This is a genomic window from Pseudomonas sp. M5 (assembly GCF_016907075.1).
GTDB lineage: Bacteria > Pseudomonadota > Gammaproteobacteria > Pseudomonadales > Pseudomonadaceae > Aquipseudomonas > Aquipseudomonas putida_E.
Map to the genome: position 1 here is coordinate 5118467 of NZ_JAFBBH010000001.1, position 18872 is coordinate 5137338.

Sequence of the window (18872 nt, forward strand, 5' to 3'; positions counted from 1 at the left end):
TTGATCCTTGCCATACAGCGGGCATTGCTTTTAGCCGTACAGTCGCCAACTATTGGGCACGAATGCGCAACTGCATGGGAGGGAGGGGCGATGTACAAAGTCTATGGCGACTACCAGTCGGGCAACTGTTACAAGGTCAAGCTGATGCTCAGCCTGCTGGACCGCCCTTATGAATGGCATCCGGTGGATATCCTCAAGGGCGGGACCGAAACGCCGGAATTTCTGGCGATGAACCCCAATGGCAAGGTGCCGGTGCTAAAGCTTGAGGACGGCACTTGCCTGTGGGAGTCCAACGCCATTCTCAATTTCCTGGCCGATGGCAGCGAATACCTGCCCAGCGAGCCGCGTTTGCGTACCCAGGTGCTGCAGTGGCAGTTCTTCGAGCAGTACAGCCATGAGCCGTACATCGCCGTGGCGCGGTTCATCCAGTTTTACCTGGGTTTGCCTGACGAGCGCGTGGACGAATACCGCAAGCTGCACAAGGGCGGTTACAAGGCATTGAGGGTGATGGAGCGGCAGTTGCAGATGACGCCGTACCTGGTGGGCGAGCAATATTCGATTGCCGATGTGGCGTTGTTTGCCTACACCCATGTGGCGCATCAGGGTGGGTTCGACCTGGCCGAGTACCCGGGTGTGCGAGCCTGGCTGGCCCGGGTGGCCGCGCATCCTCGGCATGTGCCGATGGTGGGCTGAGCAGGCCTCACAGGTTCCGTAGGAGCGGCCTCGTGTCGCGAAAGGGCTGCGAAGCGGCCCCAGGATATCGGTGGCGCCGCTGATATCCTGGGGCCGCTTCGCAGCCCTTCGCGACACAAGGCCGCTCCTACAGGCGTGAACAGCGACCTTGAGCGCTTCCAGTGTCATCACCACCTGGCTTTGTTCAGCGCGGCCACTTGCACCTTGCTGCGGGTAGGAGCGGCCTTGTGTCGCGAAAGGGCTGCGCAGCAGCCCCAGGATATCGGTGGCGCCGCTGATATCCTGGGGCCGCTTTGCGGCCCTTCGCGACACAAGGCCGCTCCTACAGGCGTGAACAGCGACCTTGAGCGCTTCCAGTGCCATCACCCCCCGCTTTGTTCAGCGCGGCCACTTGCACCTTGCTGCGGGTAGGAGCGGCCTTGTGTCGCGAAAGGGCTGCGCAGCAGCCCCAGGATATCGGTGGCGCCGCTGATATCCTGGGGCCGCTTTGCGGCCCTTCGCGACACAAGGCCGCTCCTACAGGCGTGAACAGCGACCTTGAGGGCTTCCAGTGCCATCACCCCCCGCTTTGTTCAGCGCGGCCATTTGCACCTTGCTGCGGGTAGGAGCGGCCTTGTGTCGCGAAAGGGCTGCGCAGCAGCCCCAGGATATCGGTGGCGCCGCTGATATCCTGGGGCCGCTTCGCAGCCCTTCGCGACACAAGGCCGCTCCTACAGGCGTGAACAGCGACCTTGAGCGCTTCCAGTGTCATCACCACCTGGCTTTGTTCAGCGCGGCCACTTGCACCTTGCTGCGGGTAGGAGCGGCCTCGTGTCGCGAAAGGGCTGCGCAGCAGCCCCAGGATATCTGTGGCGCCGCTGATATCCTGGGGCCGCTTTGCGGCCCTTCGCGACACAAGGCCGCTCCTACAGGCGTGAACAGCGACCTTGAGCGCTTCGAGTGCCATCACCCCCCGCTTTGTTCAGCGCGGCCACTTGCACCTTGCTGCGGGTAGGAGCGGCCTCGTGTCGCGAAAGGGCTGCGCAGCAGCCCAAGGATATCTGTGGCGCCGCTGATATCCTGGGGCCGCTTTGCGGCCCTTCGCGACACAAGGCCGCTCCTACAGGCGTGAACAGCGACCTTGAGCGCTTCCAGTGTCATCACCACCTGGCTTTGTTCAGCGCGGCCACTTGCACCTTGCTGCGGGTAGGAGCGGCCTTGTGTCGCGAAAGGGCTGCGCAGCAGCCCCAGGATATCGGTGGCGCCGCTGATATCCTGGGGCCGCTTTGCGGCCCTTCGCGACACAAGGCCGCTCCTACAGGCGTGAATAGCGACCTTGAGCGCTTCCAGTGTCATCACCACCTGGCTTTGTTCAGCGCGGCCACTTGCACCTTGCTGGGGGTAGGAGCGGCCTTGTGTCGCGAAAGGGCTGCGCAGCAGCCCCAGGATATCGGTTGCGCCGCTGATCTCCTGGGGCCGCTTTGCGGCCCTTCGCGACACAAGGCCGCTCCTACAGGCGTGAATAGCGACCTTGAGCGCTTCCAGTGTCATCACCACCTGGCTTTGTTCAGCGCGGCCACTTGCACCTTGCTGGGGGTAGGAGCGGCCTTGTGTCGCGAAAGGGCTGCGCAGCAGCCCCAGGATATCGGTTGCGCCGCTGATCTCCTGGGGCCGCTTTGCGGCCCTTCGCGACACAAGGCCGCTCCTACAAAGAACCGCCTCAGATACTCGCGAAGCGTTTGTCCAGGTAGGCAATGATTGCCTTGGACTCATACATCCAGGTCACGTTGCCTTGCTCTTCGATGCGCAAGCACGGCACTTTCACCCGGCCGCCACCTTCGAGCAGCGCCTGGCGGTGCTCTGGGTCGTTCTTGGCGTCGCGCAATGCCACTGGCACGTTGAGGCGGTGCAGGGTGCGGCGGGTTTTCACGCAGAACGGGCACGCATGGAACTGGTACAGCGCAAGGCCCTTGGCCTGCTGCTCGACATGCGCCTGGGCCGCGGCATCGCGCTTGCGCTTGGCCGGGCGGCTGATCAGGTCGCCGATCACGATGAGCTGGCCGAGGCCGACCCGCAAGGCTTTGACGATCATCTGCAACTCCTGAAAATAAAAAGCCGACCCACAGGGCCGGCTCGGGTCACGCGCCGATCATTTGATCAGGCCGAGGAACTCCATGCGCGTGGCCGGGTTGTCGCGGAATTCACCGAGCATCACCGAGGTGAGCATGGTCGAGTTCTGCTTCTCCACACCGCGCATCATCATGCACATGTGCTTGGCTTCGATAACCACCGCCACACCCGCAGCGCCGGTCACCTGCTGCACGGCCTCGGCGATCTGGCGGCTGAGGTTTTCCTGGATCTGCAGGCGGCGGGCGAACATGTCGACGATCCGCGCGACCTTGGACAGGCCCAGTACCTTGCCCTTGGGCAGGTAGGCCACGTGCGCCTTGCCGATGAACGGCAGCATGTGGTGTTCGCACATCGAATACAGCTCGATGTCCCGGACCAGCACCATTTCGCTGTTGTCGGAGGTGAACAGCGCGCCGTTGGTCACTTCTTCCAGCGTCTGCTCGTAACCGCGGCAAAGGTATTTCATGGCCTTTGCAGCCCGCTTGGGCGTGTCGAGCAGGCCCTCACGGGAGACGTCCTCGCCGATCTGGCTGAGGATCTCGGTGTAGTTCTGTTCCAGGGACATGTATCTACCTGTGGGAAAAAATCGCAAAAACGAAGGTTACGGCGGCAAAGCCTGCGCTGCAAGCGCGGCGTTACTCGTCGCGGCCTTCCATCATGGTTCGTTTGAGCATTACGTACACGGCACCGGTACCGCCGTGGCGGGCCTGGCAGGAGGCGAAACCGAGCACCTGCGGGTGCTGGCGCAGCCAGGTGTTGACGTGGCTCTTGATCATTGGCCGCTTGCCATCCAGGCGTGCGGCCTTGCCGTGGGTCACGCGTACGCAGCGTACTTCCAGCTTGGTGGCCTCGGCAATGAAGGCCCACAGGGTTTCGCGGGCCTTCTCGACAGTCATGCCGTGCAGGTCGAGGCTGCCCTCGAAGGCGATCTGGCCGAGCTTGAGCTTGCGCAGCTGGGTTTCCTGCACGCCGTCGCGGCGCCACATCAACTCGTCTTCGGCACCCACGTCGATGACGAACTGGTCGGACAGGCCGTCGATCACCAAGGTCTGGTCACTGCGCACGGTCGCCGCCTGGCGCAGGCCGGCCAGCTGCTTGCGGTCAGCCTTGGGTTTGCCGACCTCGGCACGGTCGTGCTTGATCGGCTTGACGCCGCGCACCTCGGCGCTGAACAGGGAAAAATCGTCGTCTTGCATGGTGCCTCCACGTGGGCGGCGTAGTTTACGCGATCAACCCTGTGGCGTCAGCAATGGCCCTGCCGCCGGCAGGGCCAGGGGGCTTCAGCACAGCCTTCAGTCGTGCTTTTTCATCAGGTGCGGCGACATGTTCAGCTCCCGACCGCGGCGCAGGCGAATGCGGCTGCGCCGCCAGAAGCGCACGCCCAGGTACAGGAGCACCAGCCCGACCACGCTAAGGGTAATCGAAAGCGGGCGGTTGGCATTGAGCTCGGCAAAGGCCGGGTAATTACCGAGCAGCCCGGCGACGCCGGCCATGGCCAGCAGCACACCGAACGTGGCCAGCAGCGCCGACAGGCCGGCGGCCAGGCGGGCGCCCCAGTTGCGTGGCTCGCGCTGGCGCAGGCGTTTGGCGTCGAAACTGCCTTTGAGCTTCATTCCGATTTCCTCTGTGGGCATCAGAAATTCGACCGGCAACCGGCCCCCGGGTTCCGCCCGGCTGCCGGGCGGTGGTCAGCTCGCCAGGCTCAGATCAGGCTGGCGGTGGGGGCGACGCAGGCGAAGTTGTCGGCCATCACGGCCATTTCGCACTCGTGAATCTGCGCAGCGGGAATCACGCGGTCTTTCAGGGCCAGGTCGCGGGTCGCCGAAGCGTCTTGCACCAGGGTGCAACGATAACCATAGTCCTTGGCCCGGCGCACGGTGGTGCTGACGCTGGAATGGCTCATGAAACCGCAGACGATCAGGTCCAGGTGCCCCAGCTCCTGCAGGGTTTCGTGCAGCTTGGTGTTCTTGAACGCGTTGGGCATGCGCTTTTCGATGATTATTTCACCGTCGCGTGGCTCCAGCCCCGGGATGAATTCACCGGCAGGGCCTTGTGGGTCGAAGCGACCGCCGACGGTACCGAGGTGGCGGACGTGGATGATCGGACGGCCGGCCTTGCGGGCGGCGTCGAGCAACCTGGCGATGTTGGCCACGGCCTCGTCCATGCCCGACAGCGCGAGCGGACCACTGAGGTACTCTTTTTGCGCATCGATGACGATCAGGCTGGCTTGGCTCAGCTTGGCCGGCGGGTAATCGCGGCCAGTGAGGCGGAACATCGTGGTTGGAACGGACATCAAGGGCTCCTTGGAAGGGCTTTTGTATACCTATTCTCCCTTGCCTTGGCGCCAATGGGAATGGTTGACATCGAAACCGGCGCAGTTACTGGCCTGTGGCTACCCGCTGGGCGATCCGCAGGAACATTTGTGCGGTGCGGGCTGTTAGACTTTTGTCCAGATCTGAATAGGAGTACCCCGTGATCACATCTCGTCTGCGCACCTTGCGCGACCATATCCGCTGGGCGGTCAGCCGCTTCCACGAGCACGAGCTGTTTTTCGGCCACGGTGCCGACAACGCCTGGGATGAAGCCCGCCTGCTGGTGCTGGGCGCCGTGCACCTGCCGTGGGAAATCGCCGACAGCTACCTGGATTGCCAGCTCGAGGACGACGAGCGTGTACGCCTGCAGCACCTGCTCAAGCGCCGTATCGAAGACCGTGTACCCACTGCCTACCTGCTGGGTGAGGCGTGGTTCTGCGGCATGTCGTTCATCGTTGACGAGCGTGTGCTGGTACCGCGTTCGCCGATCGGCGAGCTGATCGAAAAACGCTTCGAGCCATGGCTGGCCAATGAGCCTGCGCGCATTCTCGACCTGTGCACGGGCTCCGGTTGCATCGGTATCGTGGCGGCCGAGGTGTTCCCCGAGGCCGAGGTGGTATTGGCCGACCTGTCCTTCGAAGCGCTTGAAGTGGCCAACCAGAACATCGAACGCCATGGCCTGGACGAGCGGGTATTCACGGTACAGGGTGACGGCTTCGCGGGCCTGCCGGGGCAGCGCTTCGACCTGATCCTGTCCAACCCGCCGTATGTCGATGCCGAGGACTTCGGCGACATGCCGGCCGAGTATCACCATGAGCCGGAGATGGGCCTGGCCTGCGGCAACGATGGCCTGGACCTGGTGCGTCGCATGCTGGCCGAGGCGGCCGAGCACCTGACCGAGAAGGGCCTGCTGATTGTCGAGGTGGGCAATAGCCAGGTGCATGTCGAGGCGCTGTACCCGGAGGTCGACTTCGCCTGGCTGGACTTCGAGCGCGGTGGGCATGGGGTGTTCATGCTGACGGCGGAGCAGTGCCGGCAACATCAGGAGCTGTTCAAGGCCCGCGTTTGATCGGGGCTTGATGGGGTGGGGCATGCCTTGCGTTGCACGGTCTCAAAGCCGCTGTAGCACCCATGGCATGCGCCCACTTGCTCTAGCGGGTGGCAATCCAGATCAACAACCCAGCCTGGAACACCGCAAACGCCACCAGGCAGGTAATGGTAAAGCGCAGCCCGCTGTCCTCGCGCTGGTACTTGGCCACCCGTTCATCGCGCTCGCGCAGTTGCGCCTCCTTCTCCAGAAGGTTCTGCTCGGCCTGCTGCAGCATCCCGGCCGCCTCGAGCATGGCCACCCGCTGCACCTTCTCACTGTTCCAGCCGCCCTTGAGCTGGCCCACCGTGGCTTCGACCGTGCGGCCTTTGAGGTGCTGCCCGTCGGCGTACTCCACCTCGATGCCGGTCGCGCTCAGGAAGCGGTCACGGCGCAGGCGCGTGTCTTCGTTCAGGGCATCCTTGTTCGGCAGCGCCATGCCTTCGATGTGGTAGTGCGACCATTTGCGCTGCAGCCACTGCACGGCCTGGGCCAGCATGAAACGCCCCAGGCCGCGGTTCAGTGGCTCCAGCTGCAGGCCGCTGTCGCTGCCGATGCTCACCCGCCGCTCAAGGTGGTCAACCCGCACATCCAACTGGTTCTGCTCTTTGCGCACCTTCTGCCCGGGCAGGCGGATTTCCATGCGCAGCAGGCTGTGCGCCTTGTCGTGGCGCTCGGCATGGCCGAACTCGACGAAACGCAGCGGCCGCGCGCCGCTGTTGCGGTCGGTGGGCAGCGGCGCCAGGCGCAGCAACTCAAAGTGTTCTACTGCCAGGTCAGCCCAGGGCAGCGCTGGGCTGTCCGGGGCTTGCGGCTCTTCGGCCGGCTCTACGGCGGCGGGGGCGTCGGTCATCAGGGCGTTCTCACATACAAGCCAATACCGAGCTTATCGGCCGTATCGCCCAGGACCTGAGGCCATTGTGCGGCGATCTCCTCAGGCTGAGGGCAACTGATGAATGAACGTCACCACCCGCTCACCCAGCTCACGGGCCAGCGGCAGTTCAGGGTTCAGGTAGCTGTCGCGCTGCTCGCTCATGGCCTTGGGGCTGATGCGCAGCATGTGGTTCATGCCGTCGATCAGTACCAGTTGGGCATCGGGTTTGGCCGCCTTCAGGCGCTGGGCATCGGCCACATCCACCTGCACGTCGTTGCGGCCCTGGATGATCAGCGCAGGCATCGGCAGGCGGGCGAAGGCCTTGGCCGGGTCCTGCCGGAACAGTGAGATCAGGTAGGGCTGCACGCTGGGGCGGAATACCTGGCGCAGGGGGGCGGGGACATCCAGGCTGGTCTGCCCGGCCTGCAGGCGGTCGAGCAGGGCGCTGCTGCGGGCCAGTTGCGCGGGCGGCATGCGTTGCGCCAGTTGTTCGCGCAGCACATCGGCGATGGGCCGGCCGCTGCCGGCCAGGGTGATGACGGCGCTGGCGCCGGCCTGTTCGGCGGCCAGGCTGGCAATCAGTGCCCCTTCGCTGTGGCCGACCAGTATCAGCGGGCCGAAGCGCGGGTCGGCCTTGAGCTTGCGGCTCCAGGCCACCACGTCGGCGACGTAGCGCTCGACACTGAGGTCGCGCTCATCGGGCGTGGCCGGCAGGCTGGCGGCCACGCCGCGCTTGTCGTAGCGCACACTGGCAATGCGCTCATTGGCCAGCAGCAGCGCCAGGCGTTTGAGGTTGTCGATACGCCCCGAGGCCGGGTTGTTGCCATCGCGGTCGGTAGGGCCGGAGCCGGCGATGATCAACACCACAGGGGGCGGGGTGGCCTGTTGCGGCAACAGCAGGCTGCCATGCAGCACACCCTGGCCGGTGTCCAGGTCGATAGGGCGTTGCAGGACGGTGGGTGAGGCTGCCTGGGCAAGGCCGGTGCACAGCAGGAGGAAGAAAGCGACGAAGCGCGGCATCAGGCGGTACTACATGGGGAGATGAGCGTTTGACCCAATGTTCATGGGAAGGTTCTGCAGCCCCCCGGAGCGGGCAAGCATTCCTTGTGAAATTTTCCGTATACTGCTCCCCTCGTTCACTTCAGGCAGACTCGCGGAGCGTCCATGTCCGGCAATACCTACGGCAAGCTGTTCACTGTCACCACCGCTGGCGAAAGCCATGGCCCGGCGTTGGTCGCCATTGTCGATGGCTGCCCTCCGGGCCTGGAAATCTCCCTCGCCGACCTGCAACACGACCTCGACCGGCGCAAGCCCGGCACCAGCCGGCACACCACCCAGCGCCAGGAACCGGACGAGGTGGAAATCCTCTCCGGTGTGTTCGAAGGCCGTACCACCGGCTGCTCGATCGGCCTGCTGATCCGCAACACCGACCAGAAGTCCAAGGACTACTCGGCGATCAAGGACCTGTTCCGCCCGGCCCACGCCGACTACACCTACCACCACAAGTACGGCATCCGCGACTACCGCGGCGGTGGCCGCAGCTCGGCCCGCGAAACCGCCATGCGCGTGGCGGCCGGCGCCATCGCCAAGAAGTACCTGGCCACCCAGGGCATCCAGGTGCGCGGCTACATGAGCCAGCTGGGGCCGATCGAAATCCCCTTCAAGACCTGGGATTCGGTGCAGGACAACGCCTTCTTCAGCCCCGACCCGGCCAAGGTGCCGGAGCTGGAGGCCTACATGGACCAGCTGCGCCGCGACCAGGACTCGGTCGGGGCGAAGATCACCGTGGTGGCCGAGGGCGTGATGCCAGGGTTGGGTGAGCCGATCTTCGACCGCCTGGACGCGGAGCTGGCCCATGCGCTGATGAGCATCAACGCGGTCAAGGGTGTTGAAATCGGTGCCGGCTTCGCCAGCATCGCCCAGCGCGGTACCGAGCACCGCGACGAGCTGACCCCTGAAGGCTTCCTCAGCAATAACGCGGGCGGGATCCTGGGCGGTATCAGCTCTGGCCAGCCGATCGTCGCCCACCTGGCGCTCAAACCGACCTCGAGCATTACCGTGCCGGGCCGCTCCATCGACGTGGACGGCAATCCGGTCGATGTCATCACCAAGGGCCGTCATGACCCGTGCGTTGGCATTCGCGCCACGCCGATCGCCGAAGCGATGATGGCTATCGTGCTGATGGATCACCTGTTGCGTCACCGGGCGCAGAATGCCGAGGTGAAGGTCGCAACGCCGGTTCTGGGCCAGCTCTGATTCGTCAGTACCGGCCCTATCGCCGGCAAGCCGGCTCCCACACGGGCAGCATGGGCGCCGGCTTGAACCGGCTCCACAGGTGCAGTGTAGGAGCCGGCTTGCCGGCGATAGGGCCGGTACAGGCAATACCCCATTCTGGCTGAGCTCTGATGAACCCAATCCCCTACTGGCGCCTGTCCAGCTTCTACCTTTTCTACTTCGCTCTGCTGGGTTCGACGGCCCCGTTCCTGGCCCTTTACTTCGACCACCTCGGCTTCCCCCCGGCGCGTATTGGCGAGCTGGTAGCCATCCCCATGCTGATGCGCTGCATCGCCCCCAACCTGTGGGGCTGGCTGGGTGACCGCAGCGGCCAGCGGCTGCTGATCGTGCGCCTAGGCGCGCTGTGTACCCTGGCCACCTTTTCGCTGATCTTCTTCGGCAAGAGCTACGCCTGGCTGGCGCTGGTAATGGCCCTGCACGCGTTCTTCTGGCACGCGGTACTGCCGCAGTTCGAGGTCATCACCCTGGCCCACCTGCATGGGCAGACGGCGCGCTACAGCCAGGTGCGCCTGTGGGGTTCGATCGGTTTCATCCTGACCGTGGTCGGCCTTGGGCGGTTGTTCGAATGGCTGAGCCTGGATATCTACCCGGTCGCCCTGGTGACCATCATGGCGGGCATCGTCGCGGCCAGCCTGTGGGTGCCCAATGCCCAGCCGGTGGAGCAGGGCGAGCGGCGCGACGCGGGCGGCTTTCTGCGCCAGTTGCGGGCGCCTGGGGTGGTTGGCTTCTACCTGTGCGTGGCCTTGATGCAGCTCAGCCACGGGCCTTACTACACCTTCCTCACGTTGCACCTGGAGCACCTGGGCTACAGCCGCGGCGCCATCGGCCTGCTGTGGGCGCTGGGGGTGGTGGCCGAAGTGCTGATCTTCATGGCCATGAGCCGCATCTTCACGCGCTTCAGCGTGCAGCAGGTGCTGCTGGCCAGCTTCCTGCTGGCCGCCCTGCGCTGGCTGCTGCTGGGCAACCTGGCGGGCGAGCCGGGCGTGCTGATCTTCGCCCAGGTGCTGCATGCCGCCACGTTCGGCTGCTTTCATGCTGCCTCCATCGCGTTCGTCCAGGCCAGTTTCGGCGCCCGTCAGCAAGGCCAGGGCCAGGCATTGTATGCGGCGCTGTCGGGCACCGGCGGTGCGCTGGGGGCGTTGTATTCGGGCTACAGCTGGAAGCTGCTGGGCCCCACCTTCACCTTTGGTATGGCCAGCGCCGCAGCGCTCGCGGCAGCCGTTATCATTGCCACTCGTTTGAAATCGACCAGGACCTGCCGCTGATGAGCATCCTCTGTGTATTCCACCCGTCCAGCCCGGCCTTGCCGAACAAGGTACTGACCCACCACGACGACATCACCGCAACGCTGGCAGAGCAGGGCGTGCGTTTTCACCACGCTGCGCTGGCGCTGCGCATACGGCCAGGCAGCAGCCAGGATGAGGTCATGAGCGCCTGCCGCGAACACCTTGACCGGTTGATGACTGCCCAAGGCTGCGCAGCATTCAGTGTGCTCAACCGCGACGGTGCCGACCCGGCACAGGTCGACCTGCGTGATGAGCATGTGCATGACGTTGATGAAGTGTTTGCTGTGGTCACAGGTCGCGCCCAGGTCGGGCTTCGCCTGGGTGACTATGTGTATGCGCTGGTGTGTGAGAAAGGCGACCAGCTGGTGATTCCGGCAGGGTGCCGGCGCTGGGTGGAGCTGGGGGACAACCCGTTCTGCCTGGCGCTGCGACTCTATGCCAATGAGCAGGGTATGCAGCCGCGCTTTACCGGGGACGATACGGCGCGTGCGTACGCTGGGATCGACGAGTTCTAGTGTCCGCTCCGGCCCCTCGCGGGCAAGCCTGAGCCTACAGGTACCCCGCCATCCCTAAGGGCAATGCAGTACCTGTGGGCGCAGGTTTACCCGCGAAGCGGCCGGTGCAGACAAAACTCAACGGTAGGTCGGCAGCGCGAAGCGTTGCTGGCTCTGCAGCATCGAGATCACCGGCAGTTCACTGGCTTGCTCGGCCAGGTCGCGGCGAATCGCGCTGATCGCCCAGGACAGCTGTTCGGCGCTGTGCAGTTGCCCGTAGGTCAGCACACGGCGGGTAACCCTGCCATCGGTGGCACGCAGCGTCAGCAGGATGCCGCCATCGGGGCGAGGCTGGGTGGTGACCTGGTAGGCCGAGAACACCGAGACGAACTTTTCCTGAATGAGGTCCATATCAACTCCTGACTGATGTGTGGGCAGACGTGAGTTGATAGTTGCAGTGAGCGTGCCAGAACTCGATTCTGTTAAAAAGCCTTTATTTTCAATGGCTTAATGTTGCTTGCGGAAGGGTGGTGCCGTGCAGGCTGCATGGTCGTGCATTTTGCACAGTGCATTTTGCACGAGCCGGCCGGTGGCTATCGGCGCTATAGATTCTGAACCTTTGACGTGCTGGGCTTGCCTGACAAACACTTGGGCAATCTTTTCTGCCAGGAGGTTCCAGATGTCTGAACAACAAGCCCCCGCCGCCATGACCGATGACGAGACCGCGGCATTTGCCGAGCAGGTCTTTGAGTGTGCCCGCCAGGGGGATGCCGAGATGCTCGAGCGCCTTCTGGTCAGCGGCTTGCCAGCCAATCTGCGCAACCACAAAGGTGACACGCTGCTGATGCTGGCCAGCTACCATGGCCACCATGATGCGGTCCGCGTATTGCTGAGCCAGGGTGCCGACCCGCTTGTTGCCAACGACAACGGCCAGCTTCCGATCGCGGGTGCGGCGTTCAAGGGTGACCTGGCGATGATCCGGCTGTTGCTGGAAAACGGCGTGCCGGTCGACGCCGCTGCGCAGGACGGGCGTACTGCACTGATGCTGGCGGCGATGTTTAACCGCGTAGAGATTCTCGACTACCTGCTGGCCCAAGGCGCCGACCCGGCGCGCCAGGATGCGCGTGGCGCCACCGCGCTGATGGCGGCGCACACCATGGGCGCAGCCGATACCGCAGCGCGCCTGCAGGCGCTGGCCGGCTAACTGCCTGGGGGCATTTGCGGCTATCCTTGGCGACTTTTCACCCGTCGCAGGCCCCCTTCATGAAAAACCAGTTGCTCGAATTCATCAGCCTCATCGGCGCCGGCTGCATGTGCGATGAAGACATCGAGCGCATCGCCGACGAGGCCGCACAGGCCTACGCCGACCCCGCCGCCTTCCTCGCCGCCAACCCGGACATCAACTACGACGACAGCTTCCCGATCCCGCTGGGCGAGTGGGTGGTGCTTGGCAGCCTGCCGGACACCGTGGTGTTCCAGGCCGACAGCTATCAGGAGCTGTTCCAGCACATCAGCGATTCGTTCGACAAGAGCGTGCCGTTCACCCTCAAGCCCAAGCAGCTGGCGCGTACCGAGCCATTGACGGCGCTCAACCGCATCCAGGTGCAGATGGCCGCGCTGAACAAAGAGGCCGGTGGTTATGTGCTGCTCAACTTCAGCCAGTTGCTCGATGATGAGTTGCAGGTGGTGATGGTTGGCAAAAACGACCTGGCGCGTGTGCTGGAGCTGGGTGCTGAACTGCGTATCAAGGTAGAGCCGGCCTTAGAGGCGCTCAAGGTGGCCGTTCACAGCTGAATCGGCTGTAGGAGCGGCCTTGTGTCGCGAAAGGGCCGCAAAGCGGCCCCAAGATTCAGCAGCGCAACACAAATTGCTGGGTCTGCTGCGCAGCCCTTTCGCGACACGAGGCCGCTCCTACCTGCAGCAAGGTGCAGATGGCCGCGCTGAACAAAGCCAGGTGGTAATGGCACTGAAAGCGCTCAAGGCAGCTCACACGCCTGTAGGAGCGGCCTTGTGTCGCGAAGGGCCGCAAAGCGGCCCCAAGATTCAGCAGCGCAACACAAATTGCTGGGTCTGCTGCGCAGCCCCTTCGCGACACGAGGCCGCTCCTACCTGCAGCAAGGTGCAGATGGCCGCATTGAACAAAGCCAGGTGGTAATGGCACTGAAAGCGCTCAAGGCAGCTCACACGCCTGTAGGAGCGGCCTTGTGTCGCGAATGGGCCGCAAAGCGGCCCCAAGATTCAGCAGCGCAACACAAATTGCTGGGTCTGCTGCGCAGCCCTTTCGCGACACGAGGCCGCTCCTACCTGCAGCAAGGTGCAGATGGCCGCGCTGAACAAAGCCAGGTGATAATGGCACTGAAAGCGCTCAAGGCAGCTCACACGCCCGTAGGAGCGGCCTTGTGTCGCGAAGGGCCGCAAAGCGGCCCCAAGATTCAGCAGCGCAATACAAATTGCTGGCTCTGCTGCGCAGCCCTTTCGCGACACGAGGCCGCTCCTACCTGCAGCAAGGTGCAGATGGCCGCATTGAACAAAGCCAGGTGGTAATGGCACTGAAAGCGCTCAAGGCAGCTCACACGCCCGTAGGAGCGGCCTTGTGTCGCGAAGGGCCGCAAAGCGGCCCCAAGATTCAGCAGCGCAACACAAATTGCTGGGTCTGCTGCGCAGCCCTTTCGCGACACGAGGCCGCTCCTACCTGCAGCAAGGTGCAGATGGCCGCGCTGAACAAAGCCAGGTGGTAATGGCACTGAAAGCGCTCAAGGCAGCTCACACGCCTGTAGGAGCGGCCTTGTGTCGCGAAGGGCTGCAAAGCGGCCCCAAGATTCAGCAGCGCAACACAAATTGCTGGGTCTGCTGCGCAGCCCTTTCGCGACACGAGGCCGCTCCTACCTGCAGCAAGGTGCAGATGGCCGCGCTGAACAAAGCCAGGTGATAATGGCACTGAAAGCGCTCAAGGCAGCTCACACGCCTGTAGGAGCGGCCTTGTGTCGCGAAGGGCCGCAAAGCGGCCCCAAGATTCAGCAGCGCAACACAAATTGCTGGGTCTGCTGCGCAGCCCTTTCGCGACACGAGGCCGCTCCTACCTGCAGCAAGGTGCAGCTGGCCGCGCTGAACAAAGCCAGGTGATAATGGTACTGAAAGCGCTCAAGGCAGCTCACACGCCTGTAGGAGCGGCCTTGTGTCGCGAAGGGCCGCAAAGCGGCCCCAAGATTCAGCAGCGCAACACAAATTGCTGGGTCTGCTGCGCAGCCCTTTCGCGACACGAGGCCGCTCCTACCTGCAGCAAGGTGCAGATGGCCGCATTGAACAAAGCCAGGTGGTAATGGCACTGAAAGCGCTCAAGGCAGCTCACACGCCTGTAGGATCACCTTGTGTCGCGAAAGGGCCGCAAAGCGGCCCCAAGATTCAGCAGCGCAACACAAATTGCTGGGTCTGCTGCGCAGCCCTTTCGCGACACGAGGCCGCTCCTACCTGCAGCAAGGTGCAGATGGCCGCGCTGAACAAAGCCAGGTGGTAATGGCACTGAAAGCGCTCAAGGCAGCTCACACGCCTGTAGGAGCGGCCTTGTGTCGCGAATGGGCCGCAAAGCGGCCCCAAGATTCAGCAGCGCAACACAAATTGCTGGGTCTGCTGCGCAGCCCTTTCGCGACACGAGGCCGCTCCTACCTGCAGCAAGGTGCAGCTGGCCGCATTGAACAAAGCCAGGTGATAATGGCACTGAAAGCGCTCAAGGCAGCTCACACGCCCGTAGGAGCGGCCTTGTGTCGCGAAGGGCCGCAAAGCGGCCCCAAGATTCAGCAGCGCAACACAAATTGCTGGGTCTGCTGCGCAGCCCTTTCGCGACACGAGGCCGCTCCTACCTGCAGCAAGGTGCAGATGGCCGCGCTGAACAAAGCCAGGTGATAATGGCACTGAAAGCGCTCAAGGCAGCTCACACGCCCGTAGGAGCGGCCTTGTGTCGCGAAGGGCCGCAAAGCGGCCCCAAGATTCAGCAGCGCAACACAAATTGCTGGGTCTGCTGCGCAGCCCCTTCGCGACACGAGGCCGCTCCTACAACAGCGGCGTCGGTAAGTCGTTTCAACCCAGCGCAGTATCCAGAAACATCATCACCGCAAACCCGCCCATCACCCCCAGCGTCGCTGCCGTCTGGTGCCCATTGCGGTGGGTTTCGGGTATCACCTCGTGGGACACCACGAACAGCATCGCCCCCGCCGCCAGCCCCATGCTGATGGGGTAGGCGAGGGCAAAGCCGGTGGAAATCCCCAACCCGATCACCGCGCCCAACGGCTCCATCAGGCCCGAGCCAATCGCTACCAGCGCGGCCTTGAAGTTGGACAACCCGGTTGCGCGCAAGGCCAGCGCTACGGCCAGGCCTTCGGGTATGTCCTGAATGGCGATGGCGCTGGTCAGCGGCAGGCCGACATTCATGTCGCCATTGGCAAAGCTCACGCCAATGGCCATGCCCTCGGGCAGGTTGTGCAGGGTGATCGCCAGCACGAACAGCCACACCCGGCTGATGCGCTCGGCATCGGGGCCGCAGGGGCCTGTGCTTTCGTGTTCGTGCGGGGTGAAGCGGTCGAGCCCGAGCATCAGCAGCACACCCAGGCCCATGCCCAGCACCACGGTAAAGGCGGCGGCCGGGCCGTTGCCGGTAATTTCGCGGGCAGCTTCAAGGCCCGGCAATATCAACGAAAACGAGCTGGCAGCCAGCATCATGCCGGCCGCAAAACCGAGCATCACGTCCTGGCTGCGTGCGCTGACATCGCGCAGCACCACGGCCAGTACCGCGCCCAAGGCCGTGGCGCCGAAGCCGGACAGGCCACCGAGCAGCGCCAGGTGCAGGCTGTCGGCATGCTCGCCGTTGACGGCGTTCCAGAAACTCGCCGCCAGTAGCACGATGACCGCCAGCAGGCTCACGCCCAGCCCCGCGCTGAGCCACGGGGTATTGGCTGCCTGCTGGCGCCAGGCACTCAACAACGAGGGCGAGGCGGGGGTTTGAGTCTGGGCTGGGGGCATGCGAACCTCGGATCTGTGAATGCTTGCAGTCTACCCAGTGACCAGCAGGGCAGGCCAAGGATTCCCTTCTATCGACCTGATAGCTGATTATGCTCAGCCACACTGACTGTCAACGGGGGTTTTGCCATGGGTTCGACGTTCAACGGGCTGGTTGGCCTGATCATTCTGGCGCTGGATATCTGGGCAATCCTCAATGTGATCAAGAGCGGCCGGGAGGTGGGGGTCAAGGTGCTGTGGATACTGCTGATCGCCCTGCTGCCGGTGATCGGCCTGGTGATCTGGGTCATTGCCGGTCCCAGGGGCAATGTGCGGCTTGGATAGGGGCATTTTGCTGGCGCAGACAAAACCAGCAACAGCCCCGTGACAAAATTTTCACATTGGTTTAAACAGAATCCGCACCCGCACAATGCTGCGTTGGTCTAGCGCCGGCGCCATCCCGCAAACACGCAATCCTAGGACCTTCCCATTCATGGCTAACACGGATGCCTTGAAGCAACAGGGCGCGCGAGCCTTCTCGCCGACCTTGAAATCGCACTTGGCCTATACGCTGCTCAGTGCCCTGGTGATCATGCTGATGCTCAGCCTGGTGCGCCTCGCGCTGCTGGTCTACAACAGTGACATGATCGGCGACACCCCTTATTCCACCGTTGCCGAAGGCTTGTTCAACGGTTTGCGCTTCGACCTGCGCGTGGTGGTGTACCTGAGCATCCCGTTGCTGCTGGCAACGCTGAGCCCATGGGCCATGGCCCGGCGCGGCCTGTTCCGCTTCTGGCTGACCATCACCGCGAGCGTGGTGATGTTCCTCGGCCTGATGGAGCTGGACTTCTACCGCGAGTTCCACCAGCGCCTCAACGGCCTGGTCTTCCAGTACATCAAGGAAGACCCGAAGACCGTGATGAGCATGCTCTGGTACGGCTTCCCGGTGGTCCGCTACCTGCTGGCCTGGCTGTTCGGCACCTGGCTGCTGAGCCTGCTGTTCAAGGGCATCGACCGCCTGACCCGTGGTGTAGGTGGCAATGGCGTTACCGTGCAGCGCAGTGTTGCGCCGTGGTACCACCGCCTGGCCGTGTTCATGGTGATCCTGCTGGTGGCTGTGGTTGCCGCCCGTGGCACCCTGCGCCAGGGCCCGCCCATGCGCTGGGGCGATGCCTTCACCACTGATTCCAACTTCGTCAACCAGCTGGGCCTCAACGGTACCCTGACGCTGATCGACGCTGCCAAGAGCCGTTTCGGCGAGGACCGCGCCAACATCTGGAAGCCGGTGCTGGAGCAGAACCTGGCCACGCAGACCGTGCGTGAACATCTCCTGACCCCTTACGACACGCTGGTCGATGCCGATGAGGCCGCCGTGCGCCGTGACTTCGTGCCGCCGGCCGAAGGTACCTTGCCGGTCAAGAACGTCGTGGTGATCCTCATGGAGAGCTTCGCGGGCCATTCGGTAGGCGCCCTGGGCAGCCCGAACAACATCACCCCGTACTTCGACAAGCTGGCCAAGGAGGGGCTGTTGTTCGACCGCTTCTTCTCCAACGGTACCCATACCCACCAGGGCATGTTCGCCACCATGGCCTGCTTCCCGAACCTGCCGGGCTTCGAATACCTGATGCAGACCCCGGAAGGCGGCCACAAGCTGTCGGGCTTGCCGGCGCTGTTGAGCGCCCGTGACTACGACGACGTGTACGTCTACAACGGTGATTTCGCCTGGGACAACCAGTCCGGTTTCTTCGGCAACCAGGGCATGACCACCTTCATCGGCCGCAACGACTTCGTCGACCCGGTGTTCTCCGACCCAACCTGGGGCGTTTCCGACCAGGACATGTTCGACCGTGGCAACGAGGAGCTGGCCAAGCACGATGGCAAGAAGCCGATCTACGCGCTGCTGCAGACGCTGTCCAACCACACCCCGTATGCCTTGCCCAAGGACCTGCCGGTCGAGAAGGTCACAGGCCAGGGCCGCCTGGACGAGCACCTGACCGCCATGCGCTACTCCGACTGGGCGCTGGGCCAGTTCTTCGAGAAGGCGCGCAAGGAGCCGTACTTCAAGGACACCCTGTTCGTCATCGTTGGCGACCATGGTTTTGGCAACCACCAGCAGGTCACCGAACTGGACCTGGGCCGCTTCAACGTGCCGCTGCTGCTGATCGCGCCGGGCATCCAGGAGAAGTTCGGTGCGCTCAACCACACCGTGGGCACCCAGGTCGACATCGTGCCGACCATCATGGGCCGCCTGGGTGGCCAGGCACGGCACCAGTGCTGGGGCCGCGACCTGCTCAACCTGCCTGAGGGCGACCAGGGCATCGGTATGATCAAGCCGTCGGGCAGCGAGCAGATCGTTGGCCTGGTGCAGGGTGACCGCATCCTCATCGAGTCCAAGGACATGACCCCGCGCCTGTACCGCTACCAGCTGGGCAGCGAGTTCAAGGCCGAGCTGATCGAAAGCCCCGACCAGCCGCAAATGCTCAAGCAGCTCGAAGCGTATATCCAGACCGCGACCAAGAGCCTGCTCGACAACACGGCCGGTGTGGTGCACGGTACACCGAAGTAACTGGCAAGCAGGGCCGCTTTGCGGCCCATCGCCGGCAAGCCGGCTCCCACAAGATGGCGCCGGCCTGCGGTCACCAGTGGCTGCAACTGACTGAACAAATCGCCCGGCCCACGGTCAAGCATTAACAGGCATCACCCCCGGTGTTCTCTGCTTGAGAGGGCTATTCA

Annotated in this window: 20 protein-coding genes; 9 read left to right on the plus strand and 11 right to left on the minus strand. The window is 63.7% G+C overall.

The genetic code is table 11. The annotated features are described in order from the left end of the window. The first annotated feature begins 90 nt into the window (after nt 1-90). Complete coding sequence (locus tag JOE27_RS23270; protein WP_204920349.1) at nt 91-693, plus strand: glutathione S-transferase family protein; 603 nt, start codon at nt 91-93, stop codon at nt 691-693. Nucleotides 694-1249: 556 nt separating this feature from the next. On the opposite strand, the gene JOE27_RS23275 is transcribed toward JOE27_RS23270, so the two are convergent. The 7 genes from JOE27_RS23275 to JOE27_RS23305 form a co-directional block, all read right to left on the minus strand. Continuing rightward, on the minus strand, nt 1250-1639 hold the full coding sequence (locus tag JOE27_RS23275) for a hypothetical protein (protein WP_204920351.1): 390 nt from the start codon (nt 1637-1639) through the stop codon (nt 1250-1252). Continuing rightward, a complete protein-coding gene (locus tag JOE27_RS23280; RefSeq protein WP_204920353.1) occupies nt 1639-2367 on the minus strand; it encodes a hypothetical protein in 729 nt (242 codons plus the stop codon). The genes JOE27_RS23275 and JOE27_RS23280 overlap by 1 nt, the downstream gene beginning before the upstream one ends. A gap of 25 nt (nt 2368-2392) precedes the next feature. Continuing rightward, complete coding sequence (locus tag JOE27_RS23285; RefSeq protein WP_115272898.1) at nt 2393-2764, minus strand: glutaredoxin; 372 nt, start codon at nt 2762-2764, stop codon at nt 2393-2395. A 57-nt stretch (nt 2765-2821) separates the two neighbouring features. Continuing rightward, nucleotides 2822-3367, minus strand: coding sequence for a GTP cyclohydrolase I FolE (gene folE, locus JOE27_RS23290; RefSeq protein ID WP_012313343.1), 546 nt, complete (start codon nt 3365-3367; stop codon nt 2822-2824). 70 nt (nt 3368-3437) lie between these two features. After that, nucleotides 3438-3998, minus strand: a complete 561-nt coding sequence (locus tag JOE27_RS23295) for a Smr/MutS family protein (protein WP_046786622.1) — start codon at nt 3996-3998, stop codon at nt 3438-3440. A 96-nt stretch (nt 3999-4094) separates the two neighbouring features. Further along, nucleotides 4095-4415 (minus strand): hypothetical protein, encoded by a 321-nt coding sequence (locus JOE27_RS23300; RefSeq protein ID WP_046786621.1) that lies wholly within the window; start codon nt 4413-4415, stop codon nt 4095-4097. Nucleotides 4416-4504: 89 nt separating this feature from the next. Beyond that, nucleotides 4505-5095, minus strand: a complete 591-nt coding sequence (locus JOE27_RS23305) for a cysteine hydrolase family protein (RefSeq protein ID WP_012313346.1) — start codon at nt 5093-5095, stop codon at nt 4505-4507. Between the two features lie 179 nt (nt 5096-5274). On the opposite strand from JOE27_RS23305, the gene prmB reads away from it, so the two are divergent. Continuing rightward, a complete protein-coding gene (gene prmB, locus JOE27_RS23310) occupies nt 5275-6183 on the plus strand; it encodes a 50S ribosomal protein L3 N(5)-glutamine methyltransferase (protein ID WP_046786619.1) in 909 nt (302 codons plus the stop codon). A gap of 82 nt (nt 6184-6265) precedes the next feature. Here the strand turns inward: prmB and JOE27_RS23315 are convergent, their stop codons facing one another. Together JOE27_RS23315 and JOE27_RS23320 are read right to left on the minus strand one after the other, a co-directional pair. Then, on the minus strand, nt 6266-7054 hold the full coding sequence (locus JOE27_RS23315) for a hypothetical protein (protein ID WP_174142633.1): 789 nt from the start codon (nt 7052-7054) through the stop codon (nt 6266-6268). An 81-nt stretch (nt 7055-7135) separates the two neighbouring features. After that, on the minus strand, nt 7136-8098 hold the full coding sequence (locus tag JOE27_RS23320; RefSeq protein ID WP_115272895.1) for an alpha/beta fold hydrolase: 963 nt from the start codon (nt 8096-8098) through the stop codon (nt 7136-7138). 141 nt (nt 8099-8239) lie between these two features. Here JOE27_RS23320 and aroC point away from each other — a divergent pair, with 141 nt between their 5' ends. The 3 genes from aroC to JOE27_RS23335 all read left to right on the plus strand — a co-directional run bounded on the left by aroC (nt 8240) and on the right by JOE27_RS23335 (nt 11171). Then, nucleotides 8240-9331: a chorismate synthase gene (gene aroC, locus JOE27_RS23325; RefSeq protein ID WP_046786616.1), complete on the plus strand. Its 1092-nt coding sequence runs from the start codon at nt 8240-8242 to the stop codon at nt 9329-9331. A 146-nt stretch (nt 9332-9477) separates the two neighbouring features. Next, nucleotides 9478-10635 carry an MFS transporter gene (locus JOE27_RS23330; protein WP_204920656.1) on the plus strand — a complete coding sequence of 386 codons (1158 nt, stop codon included), beginning with the start codon at nt 9478-9480 and terminating at the stop codon, nt 10633-10635. Next, nucleotides 10635-11171 carry an oxidase gene (locus JOE27_RS23335; RefSeq protein ID WP_174142632.1) on the plus strand — a complete coding sequence of 179 codons (537 nt, stop codon included), beginning with the start codon at nt 10635-10637 and terminating at the stop codon, nt 11169-11171. Before JOE27_RS23330 ends, JOE27_RS23335 begins: the two co-directional genes overlap by 1 nt. 117 nt (nt 11172-11288) lie before the next feature. Here JOE27_RS23335 and JOE27_RS23340 read toward each other — a convergent pair whose 3' ends face one another. Beyond that, entirely contained in the window at nt 11289-11561 is a 273-nt protein-coding gene (locus JOE27_RS23340; RefSeq protein WP_012313353.1) for a DUF3509 domain-containing protein, read from the minus strand. A 268-nt stretch (nt 11562-11829) separates the two neighbouring features. On the opposite strand from JOE27_RS23340, the gene JOE27_RS23345 reads away from it, so the two are divergent. Then, nucleotides 11830-12354 (plus strand): ankyrin repeat domain-containing protein, encoded by a 525-nt coding sequence (locus tag JOE27_RS23345; protein ID WP_039604157.1) that lies wholly within the window; start codon nt 11830-11832, stop codon nt 12352-12354. 59 nt (nt 12355-12413) lie between these two features. After that, complete coding sequence (locus JOE27_RS23350; RefSeq protein WP_204920355.1) at nt 12414-12944, plus strand: hypothetical protein; 531 nt, start codon at nt 12414-12416, stop codon at nt 12942-12944. 2280 nt (nt 12945-15224) lie between these two features. Here JOE27_RS23350 and JOE27_RS23355 read toward each other — a convergent pair. Further along, the gene (locus tag JOE27_RS23355; RefSeq protein WP_161871668.1) at nt 15225-16163 is read right to left on the minus strand and encodes a ZIP family metal transporter; all 939 of its coding nucleotides are present in this window, start codon (nt 16161-16163) and stop codon (nt 15225-15227) included. A 126-nt stretch (nt 16164-16289) separates the two neighbouring features. Here JOE27_RS23355 and JOE27_RS23360 point away from each other — a divergent pair, with 126 nt between their 5' ends. Continuing rightward, nucleotides 16290-16484: a PLD nuclease N-terminal domain-containing protein gene (locus JOE27_RS23360; RefSeq protein WP_204920357.1), complete on the plus strand. Its 195-nt coding sequence runs from the start codon at nt 16290-16292 to the stop codon at nt 16482-16484. Between the two features lie 148 nt (nt 16485-16632). Continuing rightward, nucleotides 16633-18705, plus strand: coding sequence for an LTA synthase family protein (locus JOE27_RS23365; protein WP_115272888.1), 2073 nt, complete (start codon nt 16633-16635; stop codon nt 18703-18705). The last annotated feature ends 167 nt before the right edge of the window (nt 18706-18872 follow it).